This window comes from Streptomyces sp. NPDC059832 (genome assembly GCF_042731715.1).
Classification (GTDB): Bacteria; Actinomycetota; Actinomycetes; order Streptomycetales; family Streptomycetaceae; genus Streptomyces.
Window position 1 is genome coordinate 14971 of the sequence record NZ_JBHWIY010000045.1, and the last position, 23534, is coordinate 38504.

The window sequence follows — 23534 nt, forward strand, 5'->3', positions numbered from 1 at the left end:
TGCGTCGAGATGTGGTGGGGCCGGGTGCCGGCCTGGGCTCAGGCCGCGGTAGGCCGGCTGGTGACGCCGGTGATCTGCTCCCAGATGGTGAAGCGGTGGTCATTTCGGCTCGGTGTTCGGATGCGGTCATCAGGTGGCGTCGGGGCCGGAAGTGGGGTGAGATACCGCTGAACGCGGATAGGAACCGCTGAGCCCCGCCCACGCTGCGGAAGCCCTTCATCGCCCGTTCGCGTTGCCTCGTCGGCTGGTGGCTGTTTTCGGCCCGGTTGTTCAGGCCCTTGTGCGAGCGATGCTCCACCGAGGGCATGACCTCGCGGTGAGCGGCGCCGTAGGAACGCAGCTTGTCGGTGACGACCACCCGCGGCACCCTGCCCGTCTTCGCCATCAGCCTGCGGAAGAATCGCCTGGCTGCGGCCTTGTCCCGCCGGTTCTGAACGAGAATGTCCAGGACATTGCCGTCCTGGTCGACCGCCCGCCACAGGTACTTCTGCTCGCTGTTGATCTTGATGAAGACCTCGTCCAGATGCCACTTGTCCCCGGGGCGGGGCCATCGGCGGCGCAGCGCGCTGGCGCATGCCTGGCCGAACTTCAGACACCAGCGGCGCACGGTCTCGTGAGAGACGGTCACGCCGCGCTGGAACATCAGCTCCTCCACCTCACGGAAACTGAGCGGGAACCGGAAGTACAGCCACACGCAGTGCGAGATGACCTCGACCGGGTGCCGGTGCCCCTTGTACGACGGCGGTGCACCCGCCACGGACGGCTCCCCCAACGTGATCAACCCGAAGATCATCCCACGGGTCAGCCAACGTGACAGTGCCGAAGAAGGTCCTGGCGGCGGCGCGGTGGTGCGGGTGGTGCTACCCGGCGGCAACGAAGCCACCGGCCGGTTCAGGGCGTGCCGACAACTCCCTGGCGGCACCGCAATCGGCATACCCCCGCAGCAGGAAACCGGCCTCTGATGCCGGACGGGGCTGGTCTTCGCTGTTCACCGGACGTCCTGAAGTCGCTCGGGCCAGTCTGGGTGCCAGGTAGCAGCGAGAGGGGCGCAGGTATCTGACAGCGGCGGGACTGTCCATTGCAGCAGTGCGGTATCCGGGGTCTTCCGTGTCGCTCCTCTTGCCGGGGAGACGACGTCGTCGCTGATCGACCGCATCGCGGTTCGCTACGGGATGGAGGCGAAGGCCCTGTGGTCGTGCTGGCGGTGGCGTGGTTCGCGGCCCCGGCATGAGGGCGGGGGTGTGCGGGCGGATGGCGAGGTGGTGCTGAACGCGGCGGGGCAGAAGGTACTGGCCCGGTTGAGCGAGGTCGGGCAGGACGTGTTGGGGCGGGCGTTGCCGTCCTGGGGCGGGAGGACGCCAAGCTCTCCGCCGGGGAAGGTGGGGCGCCGTTGGCGGTGTGGCGTGTCGGGGGTGCGGTGGTGGGGCCGGTGGCGTTCGGGTGCTGTCTGTGTGCGGCCCGGCGTACGGGGGCGGCGGTGCGGGTGGTGCGGTACGCACCACGGTGGGAGCGGGTGCGTGTCCGGCACGGGCGGTGCCAGCTGGACGCGGACGCCGACCAGCCGTTGAAGCACCTCGGCCTGCGCGGTCTTCCGGAGGTGGTCGCGGCGCAGCGGCGGTGGGCGGGTGTGGTGCGTCGTGCGGTGCGGGCCGGTATGGGGCCCGGGGAGGTGTTCGCGCTGGCGCATGCGGTCGTGGCCCGGTGGCGGGATCAGGGCCCTGTGCTGGGAGCGTGAAGTGGTCTGGCCGCGGCGCCTGCACCAGATCGCGGGCGGAAACGCCGGGATGACCTGGAGCGGTGGCGGATCGTGAGGAGGGATGCGGCCGTCCTCCCCGAGGTGGTTGCTGTGGCGGACGCGTTGCTGGACCCGACCATGGCCGGGCTGGCGTGGGCGGGTAGCGGGGCCGGGCGGCCGCGGGCGCTGCCTGCGGACGGGGCGTTCTGCCGTCGCTTCGGGGAACGAGTCGGGCGGGACTGGTTGGGGCCGCTGGACGCGACCGATTACAGCGGGCCGCTGATCGCCTGGATGGGGACCTTCATCCGTCTGCGCCGCCATCCTGAGGGCCGGTCCGGTCCGTTCGCACGATTCGACGAGGTGGATACAGTGGCACGGAGGTCAGCGAGTTCACGGTCATGCCGTGCGGCTCGCCGTCGACCTCGGTCGTGATCACTGCTACGCCGGTGGCCAAACGGCCCACTCCTGTGGAGCGCCGCTAATCACCGCAGTCCGCTCGTCAACCGCATGTGAGTTCCCTCAAGTCCCTTATGGATCACAGCAATAGACGGACCAAGGCGGCGGTGACGGTGCCATGGAAGACGTAGGCTCGCTTGTCGTGCCTCGTGGCCACGGCCCTGAAGTCCTTGAGTCGGTTGACCGTCCGCCCTGCTTCGTTGCCCTGCCAGTAAGACGACTCCCGGAGGCCTGCCTCAACGGCGGGCGCGCCGCGCCGTCATCACAGCGGCCAGCAATGCGAGCGTGAACAGGCCGAACATCCAGCGTGCTGTGCTCTGCAGGTCGGTGACATCCGCGCCGTCGGAGAATCCGATCACGTTGGCGACCATCCCGGCGAACGCCGATCCGAAGGCGGTCGCGGTGAGCTGGATCGTCGTGACCGAGGAACCGGCGAGGTCCTGGTCCTTCTCCGGCGTCAACTGCAGTACCCGGGTCAGCAGATGAGGCCATGCCATGCCGATGCCCCAGCCCAGCAGGAGCAGCCCGGCGCCCACTGCCGCGACGGTCGTGATCGCGCCCGAGTGCACCGGGCCGGTGAAGAAGAGTACGACGAGCCCGATCAGGGAGAAGACCGGACCGGTGCCGATGATCAACCCTCTGCGGTGTTGCATGCCGCTGCACGCGATCGAGCCGAGCGTCCAGCCCGCCGCCAGGACGGCGCCCAAGTACCCGGCCGCCAGCGGTCCGAGCCCTTGAAGCCGCTGCCCGAAGTAGGGCACGTAGACCTCGACGGTACTGGAGAGCACCAGTAGGGCCATGGTGGCGTAGACGAGCCGCAGCCGCGCGTCCGGGCCGAATGCGGTGGCTGGGATGAGCCGGAGCATCGTGCGCCGCTCACGTCGCAGCCAGGCGACCAGGAGCAGCGTGGCTGCCAGGAGACCGGCGGCGTTGACGGCGAGCCGGGACGAGATGCTGGCTGCGGAGATGAGCAGCACGGCCAGGCCGAGCAGGCTCACGCTCGCCCAGGGAATGCGCGGGGCCGACTCCCCCGCCGTCCCCTTGGGCAGTCGCATCGCGCCCCAGAAGGCGAAGAAGAGCAGGAACGGCAGAAGCCCCCAGAACGCGCCGCGCCAGACATCGAGTTGGGCGCAGACGCCGCCGAGGGCGGGGCCGACGAGCGTCGCGACGCCCCACATGGCGGAGACGAGCGCCATGGCGCGTGGCCACAGTGCCTCGTTCAGCGTGATGCGGACCATGGCGTAGGAGAGAGCGAAGAGCAGGCCGCCTCCGATGCCCTGGATGAGGCGTCCGGCCAGCAGGACGGGCATCGTCGGGGCGAGCGCGCAGACCACTGTTCCGGCCGCGAGCAGCAGTGTCGCGAAGCGGTAGCTGGAGCGCGGGCCGCGGGCTCCGAGGACGGCGGACGCGGCCGTCGACCCGAGCACGGACGCGAACACGAAGATCGTGGTGGCCCAGGCGTACAGGTTCGATCCGCCGATGTCGGCGATGACCGACGGCAGGATGGTGGTCGCCAGGTAGACATTCACGGCATGCAGCGCGACTCCGGCCGCGAGCGTCGCCGCGACCGCCCCGTGTTCGCGGCCGAGCAACGTTCCCCATCCGGCTGGTGACGGTGACGCAGTCGGCTCTTCACTTCTGGTGGTCACACGCTTCCCCTCCGAGGGATTCATTACGTTCCGAAACGTAACATAACACTAGACTGGTGGGATGGCTGAAGCGAAACATGCACCCAGCAGTCGGGCCCCGGGCGGTCGCCCGCGCGACGCATCCATCGACCAGGCGATCCTCGACGCGGTGCTCGATCTCCTCGACGAGGTCGGGTACGCCCGGCTCACCGTGGAGGCCGTGGCACGGCACGCCGGCACGACGAAGCCGGCCGTCTACCGGCGCTGGAGCACCCTGCCCAGCTTGGTGCTCGACGCCCTGACCGCTCGCCTGGGCCATCTCAAACCCCCCGCCACCGACTGCACGATCTGCGACCTCAGTGACGCGATCAAGCTGTACGTCGCCGCATTCCAGCGCATGCCACCGGCCGCACTCGCCTCACTGCTCGCCGACTACGGCGACGATCCACAACGCCGCGAGACGTTCATGGCCGCCCTCTTCGACCCGCCCCGGACCGCCGTCGGCCAGGTCCTCGACGCCGCCATCGCGCGCGGCGACCTGCGCGACGACGTCGACCGGGACCTGCTGCTCGACCTGCTCGCCTCGCTGGTCCACTACCGCGCCTTGTTCGGCCACGCCGTCACCAGCGACGACGAGGCGGAGCAGGCTGTGCACACCTTGCTGCGGGGAGTCGCGGTCGACTATCCGAGGCTGGTGGAGATCAGCCGCAAGAAGGACGGAGATCCGCAGATCCACCACCGCCACACGGGGTGACGCGGGCCACCCCCAGCTCCGCCGCGTCCCAGTCGGCGGCCAGCAGCCGGAGATCAGGGCCGGCGGGATGGAACGCTCCGGTCCTGACGACGCCGATCACCAGCTCCTCCGGCATGAGCAGTACCGGCACCGGGGGGATTGCCGGAGCCCCGGCCCGCGGTCGACGCCTCGGACCGGCTTACGGACGGCGCCGTGGAGCTGCCCGATGGGCGGCGTCAGTTCCGCGACTACGGGGTGACGATCGGGAACTTCGGATCCGGGATGGTCAGCGTGCCGAAGACGGCGTCCGCCGCCTCCTGGGCATTCTCGCCCCCCAGCGTGATCTTCTTGTCCTGTAGCGCCTGCTCAAAGCTCTGCTTGAAGCCCGGGGTCTCGGCCGGCTCGTTGAGCGCTTGGCGGCTCAGCCTGATGGTGGCCTGCGGTGTCTCGACGAAGCGGTCACCGCCCGCCATGGAGATCAACACACCGTTGCGGAGCGTCGTGGTGCACTTCTCGCCGGTCTCGGCACCGGTGTCGGCGTCGGTGAAGACCCAGTTGAGCGCGATCAGGACAGGATGCAGCTCGGCGGCCGCCGGCCCGTCCACACTGCGGGCGAGCACGGAGAAGTACTGCTCCAGGCTCGTGCTGCGGATCAGATCGGCGGAGGTCTGACTGGTGATCAGCGGCTGAGGACCGTAGACGACCTCCTGGGCGCCGGTGAGATAGGCATTGCGCCAGGTGCCGTTCGCGCTGCCGTAGCCGAGCTGGGTGAGAACCTTGGCCTGGAGCTTCTTGGCCCGCGTGACCGGCGGCTCGGCGGGCGGGCTGCCGTCCTCGGCGGCGGCCGCGAAGATGACGTGGTTGAGGAGTTCGGCGGCCCAGCGGAAGCCGTCCGCGGTGTCGGTGTCGTAGGCCCGCTGAGCGGTGTCGACGACAGCCTCCGCGCTGCCCATCGCCTCCACATAGGCTGCGCCGACCTTCGTGGGCAGCAGCTGCCACAGGTGGGCCGGGTTGCCGTCGTACCAGCCCATATAGCGCTGGTAGACGGCCTTGAGGTTGTGGCTCATCGAGCCGTGGTAGCCCTGGTTGTACCACTGGTCGTTCAGGCCGGACGGGAGGACCTGGAGCTGTTCGGCGATCTCGGTCCCCGTGGAGCCGGCGTTGATCATCCGCAGCGCCTGGTCGTTGAGGTAGCCGTACATGTCACGCTGCTTGTTGAGGAATTCGAGGATGCGCTCGTTGCCCTGCTCTTCGTTCCACATCGGCCAGTGGTGCGAGGCGAAGAGGACGTCGGTGTCCTTGCCGAAGGTCTGGATGGCCTCGGTGAGGTACTTCGACCAGGAGTGCGCGTCCCGCACCTGCGCGCCGCGCGGGCTGAGGATGTTGTGCATGGTGTGCGTGGCGTTCTCAGCGATGCACAGCGACCTGGCGTCCGGGAAGTAGATGTTCATCTCCGCCGGCGCCTCGGTCCCCGGCGTGAGCTGGAAGACCAGCGGGAAGCCGAACCCGTCGAACCTGTACAGCTCCGGCCGCCACGGGATGACGTACGAACTCTGCCAGCCCTTCTGCGGGACCGGCTGGTGGGCCTCAGCGAATGGGGCGGGAACGTCGCGGCGGTCCACCACCCCCACCATCGTCCCGTGCTGGGTGCCGACCATGGCGAAACTCTCGGCCCTCCAGCCGAGCTGCTGCGCCGCCGCGCGGAGCGAGGACCGGAGCAGGTCGACACCGCCGAGCTCGTCCTCCTCCGCATCGGGCATACGAAGTTCGACGCTGCCGTGCCCCGAGGCCGGACTCGCGCCGTCCTTGTTCGCAGCGGACGCCCGCCGTGCCCTGGGTGCGGTCATGGGCTGCGCTGCTGCAGCCGATCCGTTCCTGACATGGGTCCGTGACTGCGCGTATGGACCAGACCCTGCCACCGCTCCGCGATGTCCGCGGTGCCCACGGGGAGATCGAACTGGTCGAGGATCCGCATGACGATGTGATCCACGAGGTCGCTGATGCCGTTCGGGATGTCGTAGAAGGCCGGCATCGGGGGGACGATGCGGACTCCCATGCGTGAGAGGGCGAGCATGTTCTCCAGATGGATCTCGCTGAGCGGTGTCTCCCTGGGCACGAGGACCAACGGGCGGCGTTCCTTCAGCGTGACATCGGCTGCGCGGGCGATGAGGTTGTCGGCCAGGGGGCCATGCCGCACCGCCGAAAGCGTCTTCATGCTGCACGGGACGATGACCATGCCCGCGACCGGAAAGGAGCCGGAGGAGATCGTGGCACCCAGATCGCCGAACTTGTGTGTCACATCGGCGAGTTCGGCGAAGGATCTGCTGGTGTAGGGCGTCTCCACCTCGATGGTGGAGCGGGCCCAGGTGCTCAGCACGAGATGGGTCTCCACCTGCGGCACCTCCCGCAGGATTTCCAGTAGGCGAACAGCGAGCGGGGCCCCGGTGGCACCGATACTCACCGGCCCAGGGCCCCACCCTCACCAACGGGGCTGGGCCCTACAAGCCACGCCTGCCGGGGACGAGATGCCTCCCGTTCTCGTGAACATCGACTTCGGCAGCGGCGGGCCGCCTCCCGAAGTGCCGTACATCTGCTGTCGGGATCCGATCCGTGGATAGAACCACCCCGTCGCTGAGGAGGTGTCAGGCGGGATGGTGGGGCAGTTCCTCGTCGGCGCGGCCGGTTCCGAGGGTCCGCCGCGGAGACGGGGGCGCCGCCGGGCGCGTGCCGAGTACGCCTCGGGCTCGCAGTTCGTCGAGGTCGGACAGGCGCTCTCCGGGAAGAGCGCCGAGCAGGTCGGCCTGGGCGGCGCGGATGCTGGGCGCGGGAGCCTGGGAGCCTGCGCCAAGGGCGCGGCGGACGGTCATGTCGGTCATCGTACGGGCAGCACATCACCGGTTGGCGCGGCCGCCGGGATCGTGGTCCAGGAGCAGCGTGTTGGCCCTGGCCTGCGGTGGTCGGGCCTGTGGTCGGTCTACGTCGGCCCGTGGTCGGGCCCGTGGTCGGGGCGGGCCCGGCGTACGGGCCGCCTGGTTGAGGACCTGGACCTCACCGATCCGCGCACTCCCTTTGCCCCGGGGAGGGTGGATGAGGGTGACCTCTCTCCTGCAGAGAGAGGTGTCGGCCCTGGGGCGGTGCTGACCCACGGGCGGTGACCTGCGGCGCAGCGAACACCGGTCAGGGGTGTTGGCAATTGGCAACCTGTTGAACAACCCGTTGGACGACCCGTTGCGCAACTAGATGCGCAACCTGTTGAGCAACCCGGTGCCCCGCTCCCTGAGGGCTTGTGCCGAGCCACGATAGTTGGCACCTGGCCACGCTGGTTGGCGTCGCCCTCGCTCATCTATGCCATGATTCGAGGGTGGATATGACCGACGTCACGCGTGCGATCACGGCTGCGACTTCGGTCGCCGCATCGCTCGACCTGCCAGCCAACGATGCAGTCGTTCTCCACAACTCGAACAAACTGGCACTGCGGCTGACGCCATGCGACGTCTTTGCCCGGGTCGCCCCTGTGGGACAAGAGGTTGCACAGTTCGAAGTCGATCTCGCTCAGCAGCTCACCGAGGTCGGATGCCCGGTGTGTCCCTTGGAACCTCGGGTGGAACCGCGTGTGTACACGCGCGATGGCTTCGCAGTGACGCTGTGGACCTACTACGAGCCCGTGACACCTCACACCTCACCAGTCGACTATGCCAAGGCGCTGGAGCAGCTGCACGCCGGCATGCGCGAGGTCGATGTGCGGAGCCCGAGGTTCACGGACCGGATCACGGAGGCGGAAGAAGTTGTCGCCGACCCGGATCGCTCGCCGGAGCTCACCGACGCGGACCGCGTGTTCCTCAGCGGCAGGCTGGCAAGCCTGCGACGAGCGATCGACGACCGCGGCGCCGTGGAGCAGCTGCTCCACGGCGAGCCGCATCCAGGCAATGTGCTCAGCACGAAGAACGGCCCGTTGTTCATTGACCTTGAGACGTGCTGCCGTGGACCCGTCGAGTTCGATCTCGCCCATGTCCCCGAGGCTGTCTGCGAGCACTACCCAAGCGTTGACCAAGGGCTGCTGGACGAGTGTCGGCAGCTCGTTATCGCGATGGTCGCTGCGTGGCGTTGGGAGCTTGGCGACCAGTTTCCGAATGGGAGGCGATTCGGAGAGGAATTCCTGCGCTTGCTGCGCGAGGGTCCTCCTTGGCCGACACTCGACACAGTGACCAGGCGACTGGATGGTCTGTAGAAATCGCCGAAGGTCACGTGAAAGCGGCGAGGAACCAAGCGACGAGACTGTCGCCGTTGCAACCCCCATGCGCGTCGGCCTCTCTGCCGCGCTGAACCATGGAGCCGGTGCCAACAAACGTGGCAATTCATTATAGATGCCAAGAATCTTGGCCAGACGGTGCCAACTGGCGTGGCCAGGCTGTTGGGAGCCCCAGGTCACACAGCCCAATTAGTGCCAACTATCGCGGCCCGGCACACCCGCTAGTGCTGGATTCCTTAAAGGTAGTAGATATACCGGCGGCGTAGGTGGCGGGTATATCTACTACCTTTAAGGAATCCAGCACTGAGTCCACTGCAAATTGGCCTGCGTTCGGCAGACACCGGGCGCACTGCTCCCCGCTCTGGCCGTGCTGCACGGCCTCCCGGCCGGGACACGGTTCGCGGACCTATACCTCACTACCGGCGGGCAGTTGGCCACCGACCCGGCCCCCACCTCTACTGCGGTCTGCTACCGCCAGGCTGGAGGATTACCTCCAGGCCGTATTCGAACGTTCGGGTAGAAACCTGGAGCGACAGGCACCGCTTCACATCGTGAATACGAAGCCATCGGCCCCGGCGGCGGCCGAATCCCCACCCCAAGCAATACCAGCGGGCCGAGCGCACGTTCACCTTCTGTGTCGCTTGGTCTGTTCGGGGGTGGACACCGAACGGATGAAGGCGATCGTGCGCGAACGCATGCCTTCGCGGCGCACCCTGATGATTTCATCGAACGGGGGATCGAAAGCATGGCGGATCGGCTTGGTGTGCATCTTCACCGCACAGTCGAGATCGGTGCACAGGAGAAGGCCGACTGCGTTCAGGCGTTCGCGTTTGTCGCGTGATGGGAGTTGAGCGGTGAACAGTGACACCTCGTTGAACCGGCGGACGGACCGGCACAGATCGCACATCATCGCGCGCGATCCGTGTGCCGCGTCATTCGGGGCCTGCCGCAGCAGCACTCCCAACGCCTGGCCGTCAGCCTCGGTGACGAGGTAGGCGCGCTTTGGAGCGCGCAGATCTCGCCATCCGAGGTAGTCGATCCGATGCCACGGGGCGTCGTCGAACCAGGCCGGTAGCCGAACCTTCTTTTCGGTTGGGTCCAGGTTCACGATCGCGCCGCGCACCTCTTCCCTGGTCATGGGGCGCATGGCTCCTCCTGGCGCGTTGCACACGGGTACCACGTGTATCGAGACGGGGGCTGGAGTGAAGGAATCTTGTGCGTCGAGGCGTCGACACGCTTGCTCACCATGCTTCGCCGGTGAGAATGGGTCTCGGAACGCTGCACGGACTGACCATGTTCGTTGCTGGCGTCCTGTGCCACGACGCGACGAGGTGCGGCACCGGGGCACGCGAGCCCGGCCTGATCCAAACGAAAGACCCTGGGCGCACCAAGGCCAGCGCATTGTCGTCGTCGGCGATCTGGTTGGCGCCGAGCTCACCGCAGGGCAGGCGCTGATGGATGATCACCCACCAGCCGTCGGGCCGTACCGACATGCTCAGCGTCCCCGATCGGCTGTCTCACAGCGCCGTACTCATTGAACAGAGACCAACTCACCGCCCATTGCCGCGTGACGGCTGGTGCCCACAGCAAGGTGAACGCCAAAGCGGACTCTGACGACGAGACTCCCATGGACCACGAACTGCAACACGCCCTGTCCAGTGCTCACGCATTCAGAGAGTGCGACGCCCGTTCGCCATGTGCACGTTTCCAGGCACCCACTCCCCCGGCCCGAGGGGCTATGACGTGGGCGTCCTGGCAGGCAGTCCATCGGCCTCGTCGCGTCGGCCTGATCCTGCCGGGTGCTCCGCGTCCTCTGCTGCGCAACCATGGGTCCGGGCCGCTTGTGCGCCTCGGAGCAGGGTGGCAATCAGGATCGCTCCGCCGGCTGTTACTACGAGGGCGGCCACCGCAGCGATCCGCATCTCGTGGCTGAAGGCGTCGAAGGCCACCCTGCGCAGAGCCTCTGCGGTCCGGTGCGGCAGGGCCGCAGCGGTTTCGGCGGCGGCGCCGAGAGTCTCCTCCGCGCCCGCCCGCTGCTCGGGGGTGAGGTCGGCGGGGGCCTGGGACTCCATTTGTGAGCGATAGACGGCTGTGCCGATACTGCCCAGAACCGCGATACCCAGCGCGCCGCCGAACTCGGCGGAGGTCTCCGCCAGGGCGGAGGCCGCCCCGGCCCGCTCGGGCGGCGCGGCCGACAGGATCACCTCGGTGACCACGGCGGACACGCCACCGATGCCGATGGAGACCACAGCCAGGGCGCTCACCAGGTGCACGATGCTCGAGTCGGTCTCGATAAGAGCCAGTGCGACGTAACCGGCGGCCGCCACCACCAGCCCGGCAGCCATCACGTTCGGCTTGCCGATGCGCGGCGCCATCGCGGTGGCCAGGGCGATACCCACGGGCATGACGAGGAACGTGGGCAGTGACCACAGGGCCGACTCGAACGGACTCATGCCCAGGACAAGCTGCATGAACTGCCAATTGAACAACGAGAAGCCGACCATCGCGAAGGTCGCCAGGGCGTCGATGAGCAGCGGCACGTTGAACCGGCGAGTGCGGAACAACGCGAGGTCGATCATCGGATGGGCGGCCGTGCGCTGGCGGCGGACGAACAGGGCTCCCACGCCGAGTCCGGCAGCGATGCAGACTGCGCCGGGCCAGGCGAAGCCGTGCTCCGCCGTCGTCTTGATGCCGTAGATCACGGCGAGGACGGCCACCAGGGACAGCAGGGCGCCGAGCAGGTCGAAGCGGCCCGGCACGGGGTCGCGGTACTCGGGCAGCAGCAGCGGTCCGAGTACCAGCAGCAGGATCATCACGGGCACGTTGATCAGAAAGACCGAGCCCCACCAGAAGTGCTCAAGGAGCAGACCGCCGATGATGGGGCCGACGACGGCACCGCCGGCGAAACCGGCTGTCCAGACGCCTACGGCGGTGGCCCGTTGGCGTTCGTCGGAGAACATGTTCCGGATCAGGGAGAGAGTGGAGGGTGCCAACGTGGATCCGGCGATGCCCATGAGCGCGCGGGTCGCGATGAGCGTCTCGGGGCCGGTCGAGTAGGCCGCCAGGATCGAGGCGAGGCCGAAGGCCGCGGCGCCGATCAGCAGCACGCGCCGCCGTCCGATCCGGTCGCCGAGGGTGCCCATCGTGATCAGTAGGCCGGCCAGCAGGAAGCCGTACGAGTCCATGATCCACAGCAGTTCCGCACTGCTCGGGTGGAGGTCGGCCGTCAGGGACGGGAGCGTGACGAACATGACGGACATGTCCATGGACGCCAGGACGCACGGCAACACCAGGACGGCGAGCCCGATCCACTGCCGTGCTCCGGCTCTCTTGCTCTCTTCAGTCATGTCCTTCACTCACTCCTGTTCCTTCGATTGGTGGCGGAAGGTCGACAACCACGAATTCCGTCACCCTGTGCGTACCAAGTACGCGTCACGCCGTGTACAGCATAAGCAGGCAGGCACCCTGTACTGCAAGAGCTTTCTTTATCCACTGATCTCTCGGTTAACGTGGTTCGCTGCACCGGGTGAGCTAGACTTTCGTCACGCTGTCGGGCGCGTAACGAAAAGGAGTGTGGTGATGTCTGAGCAGTCCGTATGCGCGAGCTGCGGAAGAGGTCTGGAACCTGCGGAACGGGGGCGGCCGCGACGGTACTGCTCCCACGCCTGCCGGGCGCGGGCCTACCGGGCACGAAGGACTGACGCGCCGGCCGGGCTCCCGGAGGGAGGCGTCCTGGGCAGTGGTGTGCCGGAGGACGGCGGCAGTGCACCCCAGCTGACCGTCGAGCGCATCGTGCGGGCCGGGATCGATGTCGCAGACACGGAGGGGCTCGACGCTCTGTCGATGCGCCGCGTCGCCACGGACCTCGGCGCGAGCACTATGGCCCTGTACAGGTACGTTGCATCCAAAGACGACCTGGTGGCCCTGATGGTGGAGGCCGCACTGACAGCCGTCCCGCTGCCCGACACACTGCCGCGGAACTGGCGACACGGCCTCGAACGGGCCGCCTACCGCGACTGGGAGCTGTACCACCGCCACCCGTGGATCCTGTCGAAGGTCCTGGTGACGGCCTGGACACACTCCAGCCCGGCACTCGCCGCGGACAGCGAGAGCGCCTTCTCCGCATTCGACGGACTCGGTCTCGAACCCGCTGACGCGTTCCGTTACATGTTCATGTTCGCCTCCTACGTACAGGGGGTGGCCCTGACCTACGTCAGCGACGTGGAGGCGGAACGGCAGGCTCGAAGCACCGGTCGGCGAACGGCCCACGAGCCGGACGACGAACACAGTTCGCTCTACGAGCCCGGCGCATACCCACGGCTCGGCCCCGCAATGCTCGCGGGCGCCAACCCCTGGGACCTCGACGCCCTCTTCGCCGCAGGCCTTGCCGGCGTGCTGGACGGCATCGCCGCCGACATCGCACGGCGTGGCATCGAGGCATAGTTGTGGCGGGCGGGCCGTCGACTGTGGTTGCGTTCGGCGCTCAGGCCAGAGTGGCCAAGTATCGCGCCCCTGCTGAGCGCTCCTGGAACAGTTCAGGCAGGGCGGAAGCCCAGCACATGCGCATTTCCGCTTCCATAAGGAACGACACGGAAGATGGACCCGTGCATGAGCCCCGGTGGACGGCTGCGGGGAGTCAGCCGTCCCAGTCGGGGCACTGGCCACCGGCATCGGGTTCCTGCCGCGCACCCTGGCCCCGGCCGACCTCGGCGTGCTGACACTCCCGCCGTACCGAAGCAGGGGTCACGCTCGACGCCTTGTGCGCGCGATCTCCGGCACACCCTCGCAGGGGAAACGAACCGCAGTTCCACTGCCGGCTCGGCAAATGAACAGATGGCGGAACGGCTGGAGTGGGCCGGGTCGCGGGATGTTCCGGCCGATGTGGCACTTCGGGCACGGATCGTGTTGTGGTCCGTGAGGGGCGGCGGCACAAGGACACCGAGCTTGCCGGTGTGGCGCTGCTGATGGTGGACCGCTGCAAGGTCCCTTATGCCGAGGGGGCTTGCCGGTTTGGCGGAGAACCGCCGTGGCGGGCCGCGTACCCGGGTGCCGCCGCAGGTGCGGACTTGAGGAATCGCATGTGGATCCTGGTTCCGGATCATCACCCGTCAGTCCATCCGCCTTGGCACTCTCGCAAGCGTCAACGTCCTGGTCAAGCGGTCACGGTCGTCTGGGTGTGACCGCAGCCAGTCCCGAAGCATCAGGTGCCGGGGTGACATCTCTCCCTCGTGAAGTTTTTTGGTCGCTTGACCTATATTGGGTGTCATGAATGACGAACTCATCTTTGACGCCGACGGACCTGTGCTCCTGGTCGGCGGATACGGCACGGTCGGCGCGGAGCTCGCACGGATGGCGGCCCCCTCGTGGCCGCTGATACTGACGGGACGGACCGTGCAGCGCGGACAGCGACTGGCGGACGAGACGGGCGCGGAACTGCGCACCTGGGACCTGGCGGATCCGGCACCGTTCCGGGCGGAGATCAGCGCGGTTGTCACCGTGGTCAACGATCCGGACGACCGGGTGCTGCGCGCCGCGATCAGCGGCGGGGTGCCGTTCGTGGACGTCACCCGCTGGACCACGCGGTTGCAGCGTGCGGCCACCGTCGCGGCAATGTCGGGCCCGATCGCACCGGTACTGCTGTCCTCTGCGTGGATGGGAGGTGTGACCAGCCTCGTCGCCGCCTGCCTCGGCGACCGGTTGGGCGGCGCGGACACGGTCGACGTGGCCATTCGCTGGGACCTCGCCGACCGGGCGGGCTCGGACTCGGTGGAGTTCATGGACCGCCTCGGACTGGACTACGAGGTGATGCGGGGCGGGCAGCGGCACACGGTCATGCCGCTGAGCGATGCCGGCCGCGTCCGTATCGGGGAGACACTCACCCGGGTCGCCAGGATCGACACCCCCGAGCAGTTCACTCTCCCCCTCACCCTCTCCGCGCAGACCGCAACCACCCGGATCGGCTTCAGCTCGCCCGCGTCCACGGCGGCCCTGCTGGCCGCCAAGCGGCTCGGGTTCTTCCGCTGGGGCCGCGGCGAGTGCTTCACCGGTGCACGCCGCGGATTGCTGTACGCACCCGGCGAGGGAGGCACGGCTCAGCTCCGCATCGATGTCACACGTGGGGGCGACACCCTCTCCGCGACCGTGACCGATCCGGCCGGGCAGGCCCACCTGACCGCCCTGGGCGCCCTGATGGGGCTGCGCCGGGTACGCGGCGAGGACGGCGCCCCGGCACCGAGCGGCGTGGTTTTCCCCGAACAGCTCCCGAGTCCGCAGAACGTGCCGTCGGACCTTGCCGCGCAGGGCGTCGACCTGGTTGTGCGCAGGGCCGTGCGCGACGAACACGCAGAGGGCAGGGCGGCATGAGCGACCGGTCCCCGGAGCAGGAGAAACGCACGGCAACCACGACCAAGGGTGCCCAGCGGCGCGCTCTGATCCTGGACGCCGCCGAGCAGATTCTCTTCGAGTCCGGGTACGGCGAGCTGACCATGCGGGCGGTGGCGGCCACGGCACAGACGCGCCTGGGGCACGTCCAGTACTACTTCCCCTCCCGCACCGAGTTGATCGCCGCCGTCCTGCGCCGCACCCTGGCCCGTTCGCTCGACAGGCTGGCCCCGTTGTTCACCGACGCGGCCGCGCACACTCCGCCGGGCGCGGAGGGGCTGGTCCGTCAGCTTCTGGCCGAGCACGATGATCCGCGACTCGTGCGGGTCTACGCCGAGTTGTGGGCACTGGCGGGCCGTGATGAAGCCGTCGCGACGGTCCTGCGCGCCTTCTACGGCGATTACCAGAACCATGTGGCCGGGTTCCTCCGCGCCCGCGACCCCGCTCTCCCCGACGCCGTCTGCCAGGCACGGGCAAGGGTTTTCACCACGCTGATCGAAGGAGCGGCGCTCTTCCGGTCCGGCATCGCCGCCCAACGCACCGAGGCCGCCGACGTGGAACTCATCAACACGGCCACCGCCTTGCTCGGCTGACGGCGCCTGTGGAAGCGCGCGGTGGCACCGGCGTGTGGCTTCGTTCACTCCAGCGGTTCTGGCTCAACTTCCGTGCCGAGCAACGCTCCGTTATGGCTGGACGTCGAAGAGGGCGATGGAAGGTGGCGGCGGGACAAGCACTGCGCGGAGGCGGGCGAGTATGGCCCGCCACTGCTTCCAGTCCTCCGGGTCGACCCAGTTCGAGGCCGGCCCAGTCTCGTCGCTGGTGATGCGGGCGAGGGCTTCGTCAGCGAGTGCCCGTAGATCGGAAGAGAACACGGGCATGGGTGTTTCCGGGCCGTAGGGCGTGTCGACGGGTTCGCCTCCCGGGCATTGCGCCGCGATGAGTGCGGCGGCGGCCACCGCCTCGTCGCGCTCCTGGCCTGGCATGGTGACCGCGGCGGCCTGCGCGACGGCCCGGACACCGCTGTTCCCCAGTACCCGGGCCTCCGCAGCCATCAACAGCCACCGCTGCCGCTCGTCCAGATGCGGGAACAACACAGCCAACTTCACAGCGAGTTGGTCACGAGTTGCGTCCGGGATGCGCGTACCACGCCAACGAGCTTCAGGACGGGAAGCAACACCTTTACGGCGATGCGCTGGGCGGCCCGGGGCTGCACCAGGTGTACGACCACCGGGTTGGAGTCCTGGGCCTCGTCCAAGAGCACGAAATCCGCCTTGCGCTTCGGCTCGGTGAGGGCCCGCGCCTTGAGGTAGTAGTCGTGGGTGTAGCGGTGAGGGCTGGTCGGGCCCTGGGGCTCGCGCCACAGCTGGTGGGCGTGCGGCGGGATCTGCGCCGCAGCTCCTGCATCTGCGCTCAGCCGGCCGATCCGGTAGCCGCTTCCAGGGGGCAGACGGATCCAGTAGCGGTCTGCGGCGAACACCACCGCGTAGGGCTGGGCTCAGGACGGGGCGTAGACATAGGGCAGGGCGTTGCTGTTCCCGGCCGGGGTGTGTGCCACGACATTCACCGTGCCGGGCGTTCCGCCCGGGGAGGTCGCGACGACCTGGGTGTCGGAGATCGCTGAAAACGAGGCCGGGAGGCCGCCGAAGGTCACTGCGTCGGTGAAGGTGAGGTTGCTGCCGCCCAGCACGATCGCGTCGCCGCCGAGATCAGAGCCATTGGAAGGGGTGAGGCTGGTCAGGACGGGTGCTCCCAGATATGTGTAGTGCGGATTCCCGGTGGTCGTCGCCGTGCTGGTCCCGCCCGGTGTGGTGACGGTGACGGTGACCGTGCCAGACCCGGCCGGAGCGGTCACGGTCAGCTGGCTATCGGAGACCACGTTGATGGTGGTGGCCTGGTTCCCCCCGAAGCTCACGGCGCTGGTGAGCGTCAGATTAGCGCCGAGGACGGTGACGGTGTTGCCTCCGGTGGCTGGGCCGAGATGTGTGGACAGCTCGTTGACGGTGGGCGCGGCGATGTAGAAATAGGGTAGGGGATTGCTGGTGCCGCCGGCCGTGGTGACCGTGACGCTGACCGAGGACGGTGGCCCGGCTGGCGCACTGACGGTGATCTGGGTGGGGGTGTTGGTGAGGATGGTTGCCGAGTTATTCCCGAACTTCACCAAGATGGCGCCGGAGAGGTTGGTCCCGTTGATGGTGACCGTATTGCCGCCTGAGGTGGGGCCTGAGGTGGGGACGAGTCCGCCGGAGAGGGTGTTTTCACCCGAAGTCGGATCGGAGACAGGTCTGAGACTGCTGAGAGCCGGGACTGAGGTGTAGGTGAAGAGCACGTTTTGGGTGCTGGTCCCTGTCGGCGTCGTGACCGTGGCTTTGACCGTACTGGTTCCTGTGGGGGTCTTGGCCGTGATCTGTGTATCGCTCACGAGGACGAAGTCGGCGCCGTTGGGGCCGAACCTCACCAAGGTGGCGTCGGTGAAGCCGGAGCCGGTGATGGTGACGCTGGTACCCCCGGCTGGAGCACCTTGGGCGGGGCTGACGTTGGTCACTACAGGGGCCATGAGGCTCTTCTCCTTCTCCTAGCGCTTGGGGCGGCAACGCCCCGTGACCTGGCCGACGATTGTCGCCCAGGCCACGGGGCGTTGCCGCCCATCCGCGCCACGTTCTGCGGACGGACCGCGACTTGGTGATCGTGCCGTCGGGGTGCCCGGTTATCCCCGACGGTCAGGTGATGGTGAAGGCCTGGGCATTGGAATTGCCGCCACAGGTGTGGACCGTGATGGTTCCGGCCCCGGTGGCGAGTCCGCCGGGCACGGTGGCGGCGAGCTGGGTGTCGCTGATGGGCGTGAAGACCGCGGTCGCGGTGGCGGTGGCGCTGTCGGTGAAGGTGACGGTGTCGACGTTGACGAAACCGGTTCCGTTGACGGTGATCTGGTCCCCTGCCGTACCCGATGTGGGAAGCACCGAGGTGATGGCCGGCGCGAGGTAGTAGTCGATCTGGGTGGTGCCCGAGGTGCTGGTACCGCCGGCGGTGGTGATGGTCACCGGCTGGGTCGACACCGTACCGACCTGGCCCGGGTTGGTCGGCGCGGTGAAGGTGACCTGGCTCGACTGGGTGGGGGTGACCGCTACGTTGCCGACGGTGCCCACCCCCACCTGCGTTCCGGAGAGGAAGTTGGTGCCGAACAGCGTCACCGAGCCGCCCGAGGCGGCTGGCACACAGGTGACGCTCAGCCCTGTGGTGGTCGGCGTGGCGATGACGAAGAACGGTAGCGCGTTGCTGGTAACGCCGGCGCTGCTGGTGACGCTGACCGAAACCTGGCCGGAGCACGGCGCCGCGCTGGGCACCACGAAAGTGACCAGCGTGGCGGTGACGCTTGCCGGGGTGACCGCCGCCGAACCGAAGTTCACCCTCGTGGTGGTGGACAGACCGGTTCCGTTGATCTGGACGGTGTTCCCGGGCCTGCCTTGGTTCGTGGTGGTCGTCGTGTCCACCAACGAAGTGATGGTTGCCATGATCTTTCTCCTTCGAACGTACCGCTCTGCCTGGGCGCGCAACCGCATGGGATGTCCCAGTGGGCAGTGGGGCGAGAAGGACATGTGAAGACCCGTCGCCTTCAGGGCGCCTGGGCGGGTCGTCCTAGGTGAAGCGACGCGGCTCCACATCACGGGGCGCCGTAATTCTCGCTTGCTACGATTTAAGCGATCGAGCTAAAAGCGCGAAAGGTGGATTTGACGCATTAGGGAATTCATATGGACGTAGGATTAAAGCCTGTCTAGGCGACTTGTACTACCGTCGTGCGCCCCTCCCGGGGGCACTGTCAGGTTGAGTGGGGCGTCGGGGTGCGTGGGCGTACCTGGCCGGGGTGGTGGCGTCTGGTTCAGGTCGCGGTGGATAGACCGACGGTGCGGATGATCTGGTCCCAGATCGCGAAGCGGATGATCATTTTGGTGTGGTGGCCGGTCATGAGGTGGCGGCGGGGTCGGAGTGAGGTGAGATGCCGCTGAACGAGGCCAGGAACCGTTGCGCCGCGCCGACGGATCGGAACCTTTTTATGGCGCGTTCGCGTGGCCGGGTCGGTTGATGGGAGTTCTCGGCCCGGTTGTTCAGCCCCTTGTGACTCCGGTGCTTCACCGAAACGGCAGCCGTGGCTACTGAATTTGAATGTGTGATGTCGGTCTGATCGTGCTCAAGCGCCCATGGCCAGGCCAGTGCCCGCGAAGCAGCCGTTGATCAGGTGTGGACGGTACTGGATCTTCTTGAGACTGCGTTTCACGACGGTGGCCACCTGGTCGAAGTTCGCGGTGGCCAGGTTGCCGAATGGTGCGTTTGACCAGCGACCAGGTGCCTTCCTGTGGGTGGAGGTCGGGCGCGTGGGCGGGGAAGTGGAGCACCGTCAGCCAGTCGTCGTTCTCGGCGATGAAAGCCCTCATCACCCCTCCCCAGAGTGCCCACCCGGTCGGAAGTCCGCACAGCCCAGTGTCTCTGTCCCACAAGCCCTGCCCCGGCCCGCGAATGGATCACGCGGCACGAGGCAGGGCTTCTGGTTCCACCGTGCGCCGTCCGATGGTGCTCACTCCCGCTCGCTCGGCTGCCAGACGCTGCAGGGCTGGCTCGGGAGGCCCGCATGCGCTATTGTTGATCTTGACAGTTCGCCGCAACTTGCGGTGGCTGACGTTGCGTTGGTGGTCCAAGGAAAGACATCCCGCTTCCCGTGGGGAAATGCAGGTGCAAGGCCTGCCCAGCGCTCGCTCACGAAGCCCTTCCCTCCACGAGGGAAGGGCTTCGTCATGTGGGCTATCCGATGGCGAGGATGGTCGCCGTGGCGGAATGCTCCTCGCACGCGGTCCTGGACGCGGTGATCGGTGGCTGGAAGGACTCCGAGCGGATCGTGTCCGACGAACTGGAGCGACACGTCGGCGACGGCACGTTACTGCTGGCCGATCGCGGCTTCTGGGGCCTTGCTCGCCGGCACCGGCTCCGTGACCGCGGCGCCCACCTGCTGTGGCGGACGGACCGGTGGATCGCCCGCAGGGTCGAAGACGTTCTGGCGGACGGAAGCTATCTCGCCCGGATCGAGGCGAACAAGCACAGCAAGGCGACCGGGACCGCCAAAGCCTCGCCGGCGCTGGTGCTGGTGCGGGTGGTCGAGTACCGGTCGACGGCCGGGCTGAAGTCATTCGGCTGATCACCAGCCTGATTGACCACGAGAAGTACCCGGCCTGCAAGCTCGCTGAACTGTACGCACGACGCTGGGAGATCGAACTCGTCTTTGACGAGATCAAGACCCACCAGCGCGACAGACCTGTTCTCCGCTCGCAACCCCGGATGGCGTTCGGCAAGATATCTTCGCCCACCTGATCGTCCACTACCCCACCCGGGACCTGCTCGACGAGGCCGCCCGCATCGCGCAGTGTGCGGCGGAGCGGACCTCGTTCACCCGGGCCCTGCACGTCGTCCGCCGGTCGGTGATCGCACCGACCGGCTTTTCCCCCTCAGCACGCAGCCGTGACCGCCGCCTCGGCGTCGCCGAGATCACCTGGGCCTTGCTGGCCCGGCGACGGTCACGAGACTGCCCGCGGAAGCTCAAGTCGTGCATTGCCCCGTTCAGCAGCAAGGCCTCCGACGAACCCGCCAGCCAGCTCCGGCCAGCCGTCATCATCGCCCTGAACCACAGATGGCAGTGGCCCCAAAAGCAACTGCATTGGATCGGATGACCTGGGGGGGGTGGTGTCACCGGGCCCGGGAGGTGCCGTCGGAGACGCTGATGAGAGGTCCGGCCACTGCCCGGTCCGGCGCAATGCCGGTCAGCTCGCGGGCAGCAGGTCTGCATAGCGTGGATGCGCGCGTACGACACCACTGCCGAGGCCGGCCCCGTCAACTCGTATGGAGAGGTGCGATGTTCGACACCGAAGACGTGGGCGTGCGCCTCGGCCTGGACGTCGGTAAGAGTGCTCATCACGGCCATGGACTCACCCCGGCCGGGAAGAAGGTCTTCGACAAGCAGCTGCCCAACAGCGAGCCGAAGCTGCGGGCCGTGTTCGAGAAACTGACCGCGAAGTTCGGCACCGTTCTGGTGATCGTGGACCAGCCCGCCTCCATCGGTGCTCTCCCGCTGGCCGTGGCCCGGGACGCGGGCTGCCAGGTCGCCTACCTGCCCGGCCTGGCGATGCGCCGGATCGCCGACCTGTATCCGGGCGAGGCGAAGACCGACGCGCGTGACGCGGCGGTGATCGCGGACGCGGCCCGCACCCTGCCGCACACCCTGTGCTCCCTGGAACTGACCGACGAGATCACCGCCGAACTGACCGTCCTGGCGGGCTTCGATCAGGACCTCGCCACCGAGGCCACCCGCACATCCAACCGGATACGCGGCCTGCTCACCCAGTTCCACCCCAGCCTCGAACGCGTCCTGGGACCACGCCTGTACCACCAGGCCGTCACCTGGCTGCTCGAACGCCACGGATCCCCGGCCGTACTGCGAAAGGCCGGACGCCGCCGCCTCGTCGAACTCATCCGGCCCAAGGCCCCACGCATGGCCACCCGGCTGATCGACGACGTCTTCGACGCACTCGACGAGCAGACCGTCGTCGTGCCAGGGACCGGCGCCCTCGACATCGTTGTGCCCTCCCTGGCCCGCTCGCTCGCCGCCGTCCACGAACAACGCCGGGCCCTGGAAGCACAGATCAACACCCTTTTGGAGGCTCACCCTCTTTCCCCGGTCCTGACGTCGATGCCCGGCGTCGGAGTCAGAACCGCCGCAGTCCTGCTGACCACCGTCGGCGACGGCACCAACTTCCCCACCGCCGCCCACCTCGCCTCCTACGCCGGCCTCGCCCCCACCACGAAATCCTCCGGCACATCGATCCACGGCGAGCACGCACCCCGGGGCGGAAACCGGCAGCTCAAACGCGCCATGTTCCTCTCCGCCTTCGCCTGCATGAAGCCCGATCCGGCCTCCCGCGCCTACTACGACAAGCAATGCGCCCGCGGCAAAACCCACACGCAGGCCCTCCTCCACCTCGCCCGCCAACGCACCAGCGTCCTGTTCACCATGCTCCGAGACGGCACCTTCTACGAGTCCCGGACCCCCACCATCGCCCTCGCCGCATAACCAAGAAACACAGCACAAATGCGGCAGCACCGCCTTGACGAAGAACATAGAGGCCCCCCTCGCGCACCGGCCAAGTGGCGGGGGGCGCCCGTCTCAGGGTTTCAGGACCCCGTCGGCCACGGCGGCGACCACGCCGTCCACGTCGCAGGTTTGTCCCTTGACGAATTCGGGGACGATGGCGAGCTTGACGACGCCGGAGACGTCGATCGTCACGGTTTGGGGGCGGTTGATCTCCACCCTGACGTTCTTACGGAGCTTGCCGTCACCGATGACCGCCAGCCGGCCGGACACCGCGACACCGTCGTCGTCCAGGCCCGCGGTGAAGGTCAGCGTCTTGTACTTCTCGTTGATGCTGTACTCAAGGCCCGACTGACAGAGGTAGGTGATGACCATGGCGCCGGGATAGGGCTTGCCGCCCATGGTCACGTCCTGGATCGAGAAGATCTGGTCGGGGGCTATCCCGAGCGGGGTGAGGTCGGCCAGGAGCACCTCGTTGGCCGGTGGCGGCGCGGTGCCGGAGGGCGACCGCGTCTCGGCGCCCTCCGGCGCGTCCGGGGGCGCCGCCGTGACGGTGGTGGTGGCGGTCACCGTCTCAGTGACGGTCACGGTCCTGGCGGAGGGCGAGTCGACCACGGTCGGCAATCCGAAGAAGCCCAGCAGGAGACCGATGACAGCGGCGCCCGCCGAGATGAGGGCGGCTATCTCGCCCAGTCGCCTCCGCGTCACCGGGGGGCCCGGATCCGGTTGGGGGCCCGGACCGGGGGCAGGCGTTGGGGGTGCGGGGGGTAACGGCGGCCTCGTACCGTCGTCGGGCGGTGGCACTGTACTCACAGAACGGGTCCTTTCCTCGCATGATCGCAGTGCATTAAACGGGCCCGGCGGCACGTTTCGCTAGGGCCTGTCCGATGGGTCCGTAGGACATGCTGTGTGACTCCTATGCTTTGGTGCCATGGGGAACATGCTCACGCACGAGGCCAGCGCCTTCATCAATTTCCGGGACTACAAGTTCCAGGGTTCAAGGGCGCACGGCTTCAAGTGGGTCGACGTCGAGCATCTGCGGCTCTCGCCGGAGCCCGTCGGTGACAGGGAACTGCTCGCGGCAGTCATCGGGCATGAACAGTTCCGGGACGACTCTGCAGGCGGCGGAGTACTGCCGGAGGGACCCAGCCACGCCCGTATTGGCTGAGGCTGGTCACTCCCGACGTCTTCGAAGCCGTCAGGCGAGGGAAGAGCGCGGAGATTCT

At 67.7% G+C, this 23534-nt stretch carries 21 protein-coding genes and 5 pseudogenes; 9 read left to right on the forward strand and 17 right to left on the reverse strand.

From position 1 onward, the window contains the following. Positions 1 to 109: 109 nt before the first annotated feature. Positions 110 to 793, reverse strand: a pseudogene (locus tag ACFV8T_RS40570) (IS6 family transposase); the annotation flags it as partial. Between the two features lie 597 nt (positions 794 to 1390). Between ACFV8T_RS40570 and ACFV8T_RS40575 the strand changes: the two are divergent. Then, positions 1391 to 1735 (forward strand): hypothetical protein, encoded by a 345-nt coding sequence (locus tag ACFV8T_RS40575; RefSeq protein WP_385337555.1) that lies wholly within the window; start codon positions 1391 to 1393, stop codon positions 1733 to 1735. A 301-nt stretch (positions 1736 to 2036) separates the two neighbouring features. Here ACFV8T_RS40575 and ACFV8T_RS40580 read toward each other — a convergent pair whose 3' ends face one another. The 3 genes and pseudogenes from ACFV8T_RS40580 to ACFV8T_RS40590 all read right to left on the reverse strand — a co-directional run bounded on the left by ACFV8T_RS40580 (position 2037) and on the right by ACFV8T_RS40590 (position 3840). Next, positions 2037 to 2198 carry a flavin reductase gene (locus tag ACFV8T_RS40580; protein WP_385337558.1) on the reverse strand — a complete coding sequence of 54 codons (162 nt, stop codon included), beginning with the start codon at positions 2196 to 2198 and terminating at the stop codon, positions 2037 to 2039. Between the two features lie 72 nt (positions 2199 to 2270). Then, a pseudogene (locus ACFV8T_RS40585) lies at positions 2271 to 2393 on the reverse strand (IS5/IS1182 family transposase); the annotation flags it as partial. A 34-nt stretch (positions 2394 to 2427) separates the two neighbouring features. After that, positions 2428 to 3840, reverse strand: coding sequence for an MFS transporter (locus tag ACFV8T_RS40590; RefSeq protein ID WP_385337560.1), 1413 nt, complete (start codon positions 3838 to 3840; stop codon positions 2428 to 2430). Positions 3841 to 3901: 61 nt separating this feature from the next. On the opposite strand from ACFV8T_RS40590, the gene ACFV8T_RS40595 reads away from it, so the two are divergent. Further along, complete coding sequence (locus ACFV8T_RS40595; protein ID WP_385337563.1) at positions 3902 to 4573, forward strand: TetR/AcrR family transcriptional regulator; 672 nt, start codon at positions 3902 to 3904, stop codon at positions 4571 to 4573. Between the two features lie 227 nt (positions 4574 to 4800). On the opposite strand, the gene ACFV8T_RS40600 is transcribed toward ACFV8T_RS40595, so the two are convergent. The 3 genes from ACFV8T_RS40600 to ACFV8T_RS40610 all read right to left on the reverse strand — a co-directional run bounded on the left by ACFV8T_RS40600 (position 4801) and on the right by ACFV8T_RS40610 (position 7419). After that, positions 4801 to 6399, reverse strand: coding sequence for an alkyl sulfatase dimerization domain-containing protein (locus ACFV8T_RS40600; protein WP_385337566.1), 1599 nt, complete (start codon positions 6397 to 6399; stop codon positions 4801 to 4803). Next, positions 6396 to 7013, reverse strand: a complete 618-nt coding sequence (locus ACFV8T_RS40605; RefSeq protein ID WP_385337568.1) for a UbiX family flavin prenyltransferase — start codon at positions 7011 to 7013, stop codon at positions 6396 to 6398. Before ACFV8T_RS40605 ends, ACFV8T_RS40600 begins: the two co-directional genes overlap by 4 nt. A 181-nt stretch (positions 7014 to 7194) precedes the next feature. Beyond that, positions 7195 to 7419, reverse strand: coding sequence for a hypothetical protein (locus ACFV8T_RS40610; protein ID WP_385337571.1), 225 nt, complete (start codon positions 7417 to 7419; stop codon positions 7195 to 7197). 500 nt (positions 7420 to 7919) lie between these two features. On the opposite strand from ACFV8T_RS40610, the gene ACFV8T_RS40615 reads away from it, so the two are divergent. After that, a complete protein-coding gene (locus ACFV8T_RS40615; protein ID WP_385337622.1) occupies positions 7920 to 8780 on the forward strand; it encodes a phosphotransferase family protein in 861 nt (286 codons plus the stop codon). A gap of 646 nt (positions 8781 to 9426) precedes the next feature. Here the strand turns inward: ACFV8T_RS40615 and ACFV8T_RS40620 are convergent. The 3 genes and pseudogenes from ACFV8T_RS40620 to ACFV8T_RS40630 form a co-directional block, all read right to left on the reverse strand. Then, the gene (locus ACFV8T_RS40620; RefSeq protein WP_385337574.1) at positions 9427 to 9948 is read right to left on the reverse strand and encodes an FBP domain-containing protein; all 522 of its coding nucleotides are present in this window, start codon (positions 9946 to 9948) and stop codon (positions 9427 to 9429) included. Positions 9949 to 10183: 235 nt separating this feature from the next. Then, positions 10184 to 10300 (reverse strand): annotated as a pseudogene (locus ACFV8T_RS40625) (RNHCP domain-containing protein); the annotation flags it as partial. Positions 10301 to 10537: 237 nt separating this feature from the next. Beyond that, positions 10538 to 12148 (reverse strand): MFS transporter, encoded by a 1611-nt coding sequence (locus ACFV8T_RS40630; RefSeq protein WP_385337576.1) that lies wholly within the window; start codon positions 12146 to 12148, stop codon positions 10538 to 10540. A gap of 397 nt (positions 12149 to 12545) precedes the next feature. Between ACFV8T_RS40630 and ACFV8T_RS40635 the strand changes: the two genes are divergently transcribed. From ACFV8T_RS40635 to ACFV8T_RS40645, 3 genes are all read left to right on the forward strand, one after another. Beyond that, on the forward strand, positions 12546 to 13244 hold the full coding sequence (locus ACFV8T_RS40635; protein WP_385337579.1) for a TetR/AcrR family transcriptional regulator: 699 nt from the start codon (positions 12546 to 12548) through the stop codon (positions 13242 to 13244). Between the two features lie 822 nt (positions 13245 to 14066). After that, positions 14067 to 15164 (forward strand): saccharopine dehydrogenase, encoded by a 1098-nt coding sequence (locus tag ACFV8T_RS40640; RefSeq protein WP_385337582.1) that lies wholly within the window; start codon positions 14067 to 14069, stop codon positions 15162 to 15164. After that, on the forward strand, positions 15161 to 15775 hold the full coding sequence (locus ACFV8T_RS40645; RefSeq protein WP_385337585.1) for a TetR/AcrR family transcriptional regulator: 615 nt from the start codon (positions 15161 to 15163) through the stop codon (positions 15773 to 15775). Before ACFV8T_RS40640 ends, ACFV8T_RS40645 begins: the two co-directional genes overlap by 4 nt. Positions 15776 to 15865: 90 nt before the next feature. Here the strand turns inward: ACFV8T_RS40645 and ACFV8T_RS40650 are convergent, their stop codons facing one another. The 6 genes and pseudogenes from ACFV8T_RS40650 to ACFV8T_RS40675 all read right to left on the reverse strand — a co-directional run. Further along, positions 15866 to 16165: a DUF4259 domain-containing protein gene (locus ACFV8T_RS40650; RefSeq protein WP_385337624.1), complete on the reverse strand. Its 300-nt coding sequence runs from the start codon at positions 16163 to 16165 to the stop codon at positions 15866 to 15868. 119 nt (positions 16166 to 16284) lie between these two features. Further along, positions 16285 to 16662, reverse strand: a complete 378-nt coding sequence (locus tag ACFV8T_RS40655) for a hypothetical protein (protein ID WP_385337633.1) — start codon at positions 16660 to 16662, stop codon at positions 16285 to 16287. 15 nt (positions 16663 to 16677) lie between these two features. After that, complete coding sequence (locus tag ACFV8T_RS40660) at positions 16678 to 17736, reverse strand: IPT/TIG domain-containing protein (protein ID WP_385337588.1); 1059 nt, start codon at positions 17734 to 17736, stop codon at positions 16678 to 16680. Between the two features lie 163 nt (positions 17737 to 17899). Then, the gene (locus ACFV8T_RS40665; protein WP_385337627.1) at positions 17900 to 18370 is read right to left on the reverse strand and encodes an IPT/TIG domain-containing protein; all 471 of its coding nucleotides are present in this window, start codon (positions 18368 to 18370) and stop codon (positions 17900 to 17902) included. 129 nt (positions 18371 to 18499) lie between these two features. After that, a pseudogene (locus ACFV8T_RS40670) lies at positions 18500 to 18841 on the reverse strand (IPT/TIG domain-containing protein); the annotation flags it as partial. A gap of 346 nt (positions 18842 to 19187) precedes the next feature. After that, a pseudogene (locus ACFV8T_RS40675) lies at positions 19188 to 19355 on the reverse strand (IS6 family transposase); the annotation flags it as partial. Positions 19356 to 20195: 840 nt separating this feature from the next. Between ACFV8T_RS40675 and ACFV8T_RS40680 the strand changes: the two are divergent. Together ACFV8T_RS40680 and ACFV8T_RS40685 are read left to right on the forward strand one after the other, a co-directional pair. After that, positions 20196 to 20537 (forward strand): transposase, encoded by a 342-nt coding sequence (locus ACFV8T_RS40680; protein WP_385337591.1) that lies wholly within the window; start codon positions 20196 to 20198, stop codon positions 20535 to 20537. A 538-nt stretch (positions 20538 to 21075) separates the two neighbouring features. Then, on the forward strand, positions 21076 to 22290 hold the full coding sequence (locus tag ACFV8T_RS40685; RefSeq protein ID WP_385337594.1) for an IS110 family transposase: 1215 nt from the start codon (positions 21076 to 21078) through the stop codon (positions 22288 to 22290). Between the two features lie 93 nt (positions 22291 to 22383). On the opposite strand, the gene ACFV8T_RS40690 is transcribed toward ACFV8T_RS40685, so the two are convergent. Further along, the gene (locus ACFV8T_RS40690; RefSeq protein ID WP_385337597.1) at positions 22384 to 23016 is read right to left on the reverse strand and encodes an NPCBM/NEW2 domain-containing protein; all 633 of its coding nucleotides are present in this window, start codon (positions 23014 to 23016) and stop codon (positions 22384 to 22386) included. 223 nt (positions 23017 to 23239) lie between these two features. Here ACFV8T_RS40690 and ACFV8T_RS40695 point away from each other — a divergent pair, with 223 nt between their 5' ends. Continuing rightward, entirely contained in the window at positions 23240 to 23476 is a 237-nt protein-coding gene (locus tag ACFV8T_RS40695) for a hypothetical protein (RefSeq protein ID WP_385337600.1), read from the forward strand. Positions 23477 to 23534 lie beyond the last annotated feature (58 nt).

Excerpts from the sequence above, each read along its gene's own strand:
- ACFV8T_RS40620 (WP_385337574.1), bottom strand. The coding sequence starts at position 9,948 with ATGCGCCCCATGACCAGGGAAGAGGTGCGCGGCGCGATCGTGAACCTG.
- ACFV8T_RS40685 (WP_385337594.1), top strand. The coding sequence starts at position 21,076 with ATGTTCGACACCGAAGACGTGGGCGTGCGCCTCGGCCTGGACGTCGGT.
- ACFV8T_RS40610 (WP_385337571.1), bottom strand. The coding sequence starts at position 7,419 with ATGACCGTCCGCCGCGCCCTTGGCGCAGGCTCCCAGGCTCCCGCGCCC.
- ACFV8T_RS40650 (WP_385337624.1), bottom strand. The coding sequence starts at position 16,165 with ATGCCAGGCCAGGAGCGCGACGAGGCGGTGGCCGCCGCCGCACTCATC.
- ACFV8T_RS40645 (WP_385337585.1), top strand. The coding sequence starts at position 15,161 with ATGAGCGACCGGTCCCCGGAGCAGGAGAAACGCACGGCAACCACGACC.
- ACFV8T_RS40640 (WP_385337582.1), top strand. The coding sequence starts at position 14,067 with ATGAATGACGAACTCATCTTTGACGCCGACGGACCTGTGCTCCTGGTC.
- ACFV8T_RS40630 (WP_385337576.1), bottom strand. The coding sequence starts at position 12,148 with ATGACTGAAGAGAGCAAGAGAGCCGGAGCACGGCAGTGGATCGGGCTC.
- ACFV8T_RS40615 (WP_385337622.1), top strand. The coding sequence starts at position 7,920 with ATGACCGACGTCACGCGTGCGATCACGGCTGCGACTTCGGTCGCCGCA.
- ACFV8T_RS40595 (WP_385337563.1), top strand. The coding sequence starts at position 3,902 with ATGGCTGAAGCGAAACATGCACCCAGCAGTCGGGCCCCGGGCGGTCGC.
- ACFV8T_RS40695 (WP_385337600.1), top strand. The coding sequence starts at position 23,240 with ATGGGGAACATGCTCACGCACGAGGCCAGCGCCTTCATCAATTTCCGG.
- ACFV8T_RS40600 (WP_385337566.1), bottom strand. The coding sequence starts at position 6,399 with ATGACCGCACCCAGGGCACGGCGGGCGTCCGCTGCGAACAAGGACGGC.
- ACFV8T_RS40660 (WP_385337588.1), bottom strand. The coding sequence starts at position 17,736 with ATGGCCCCTGTAGTGACCAACGTCAGCCCCGCCCAAGGTGCTCCAGCC.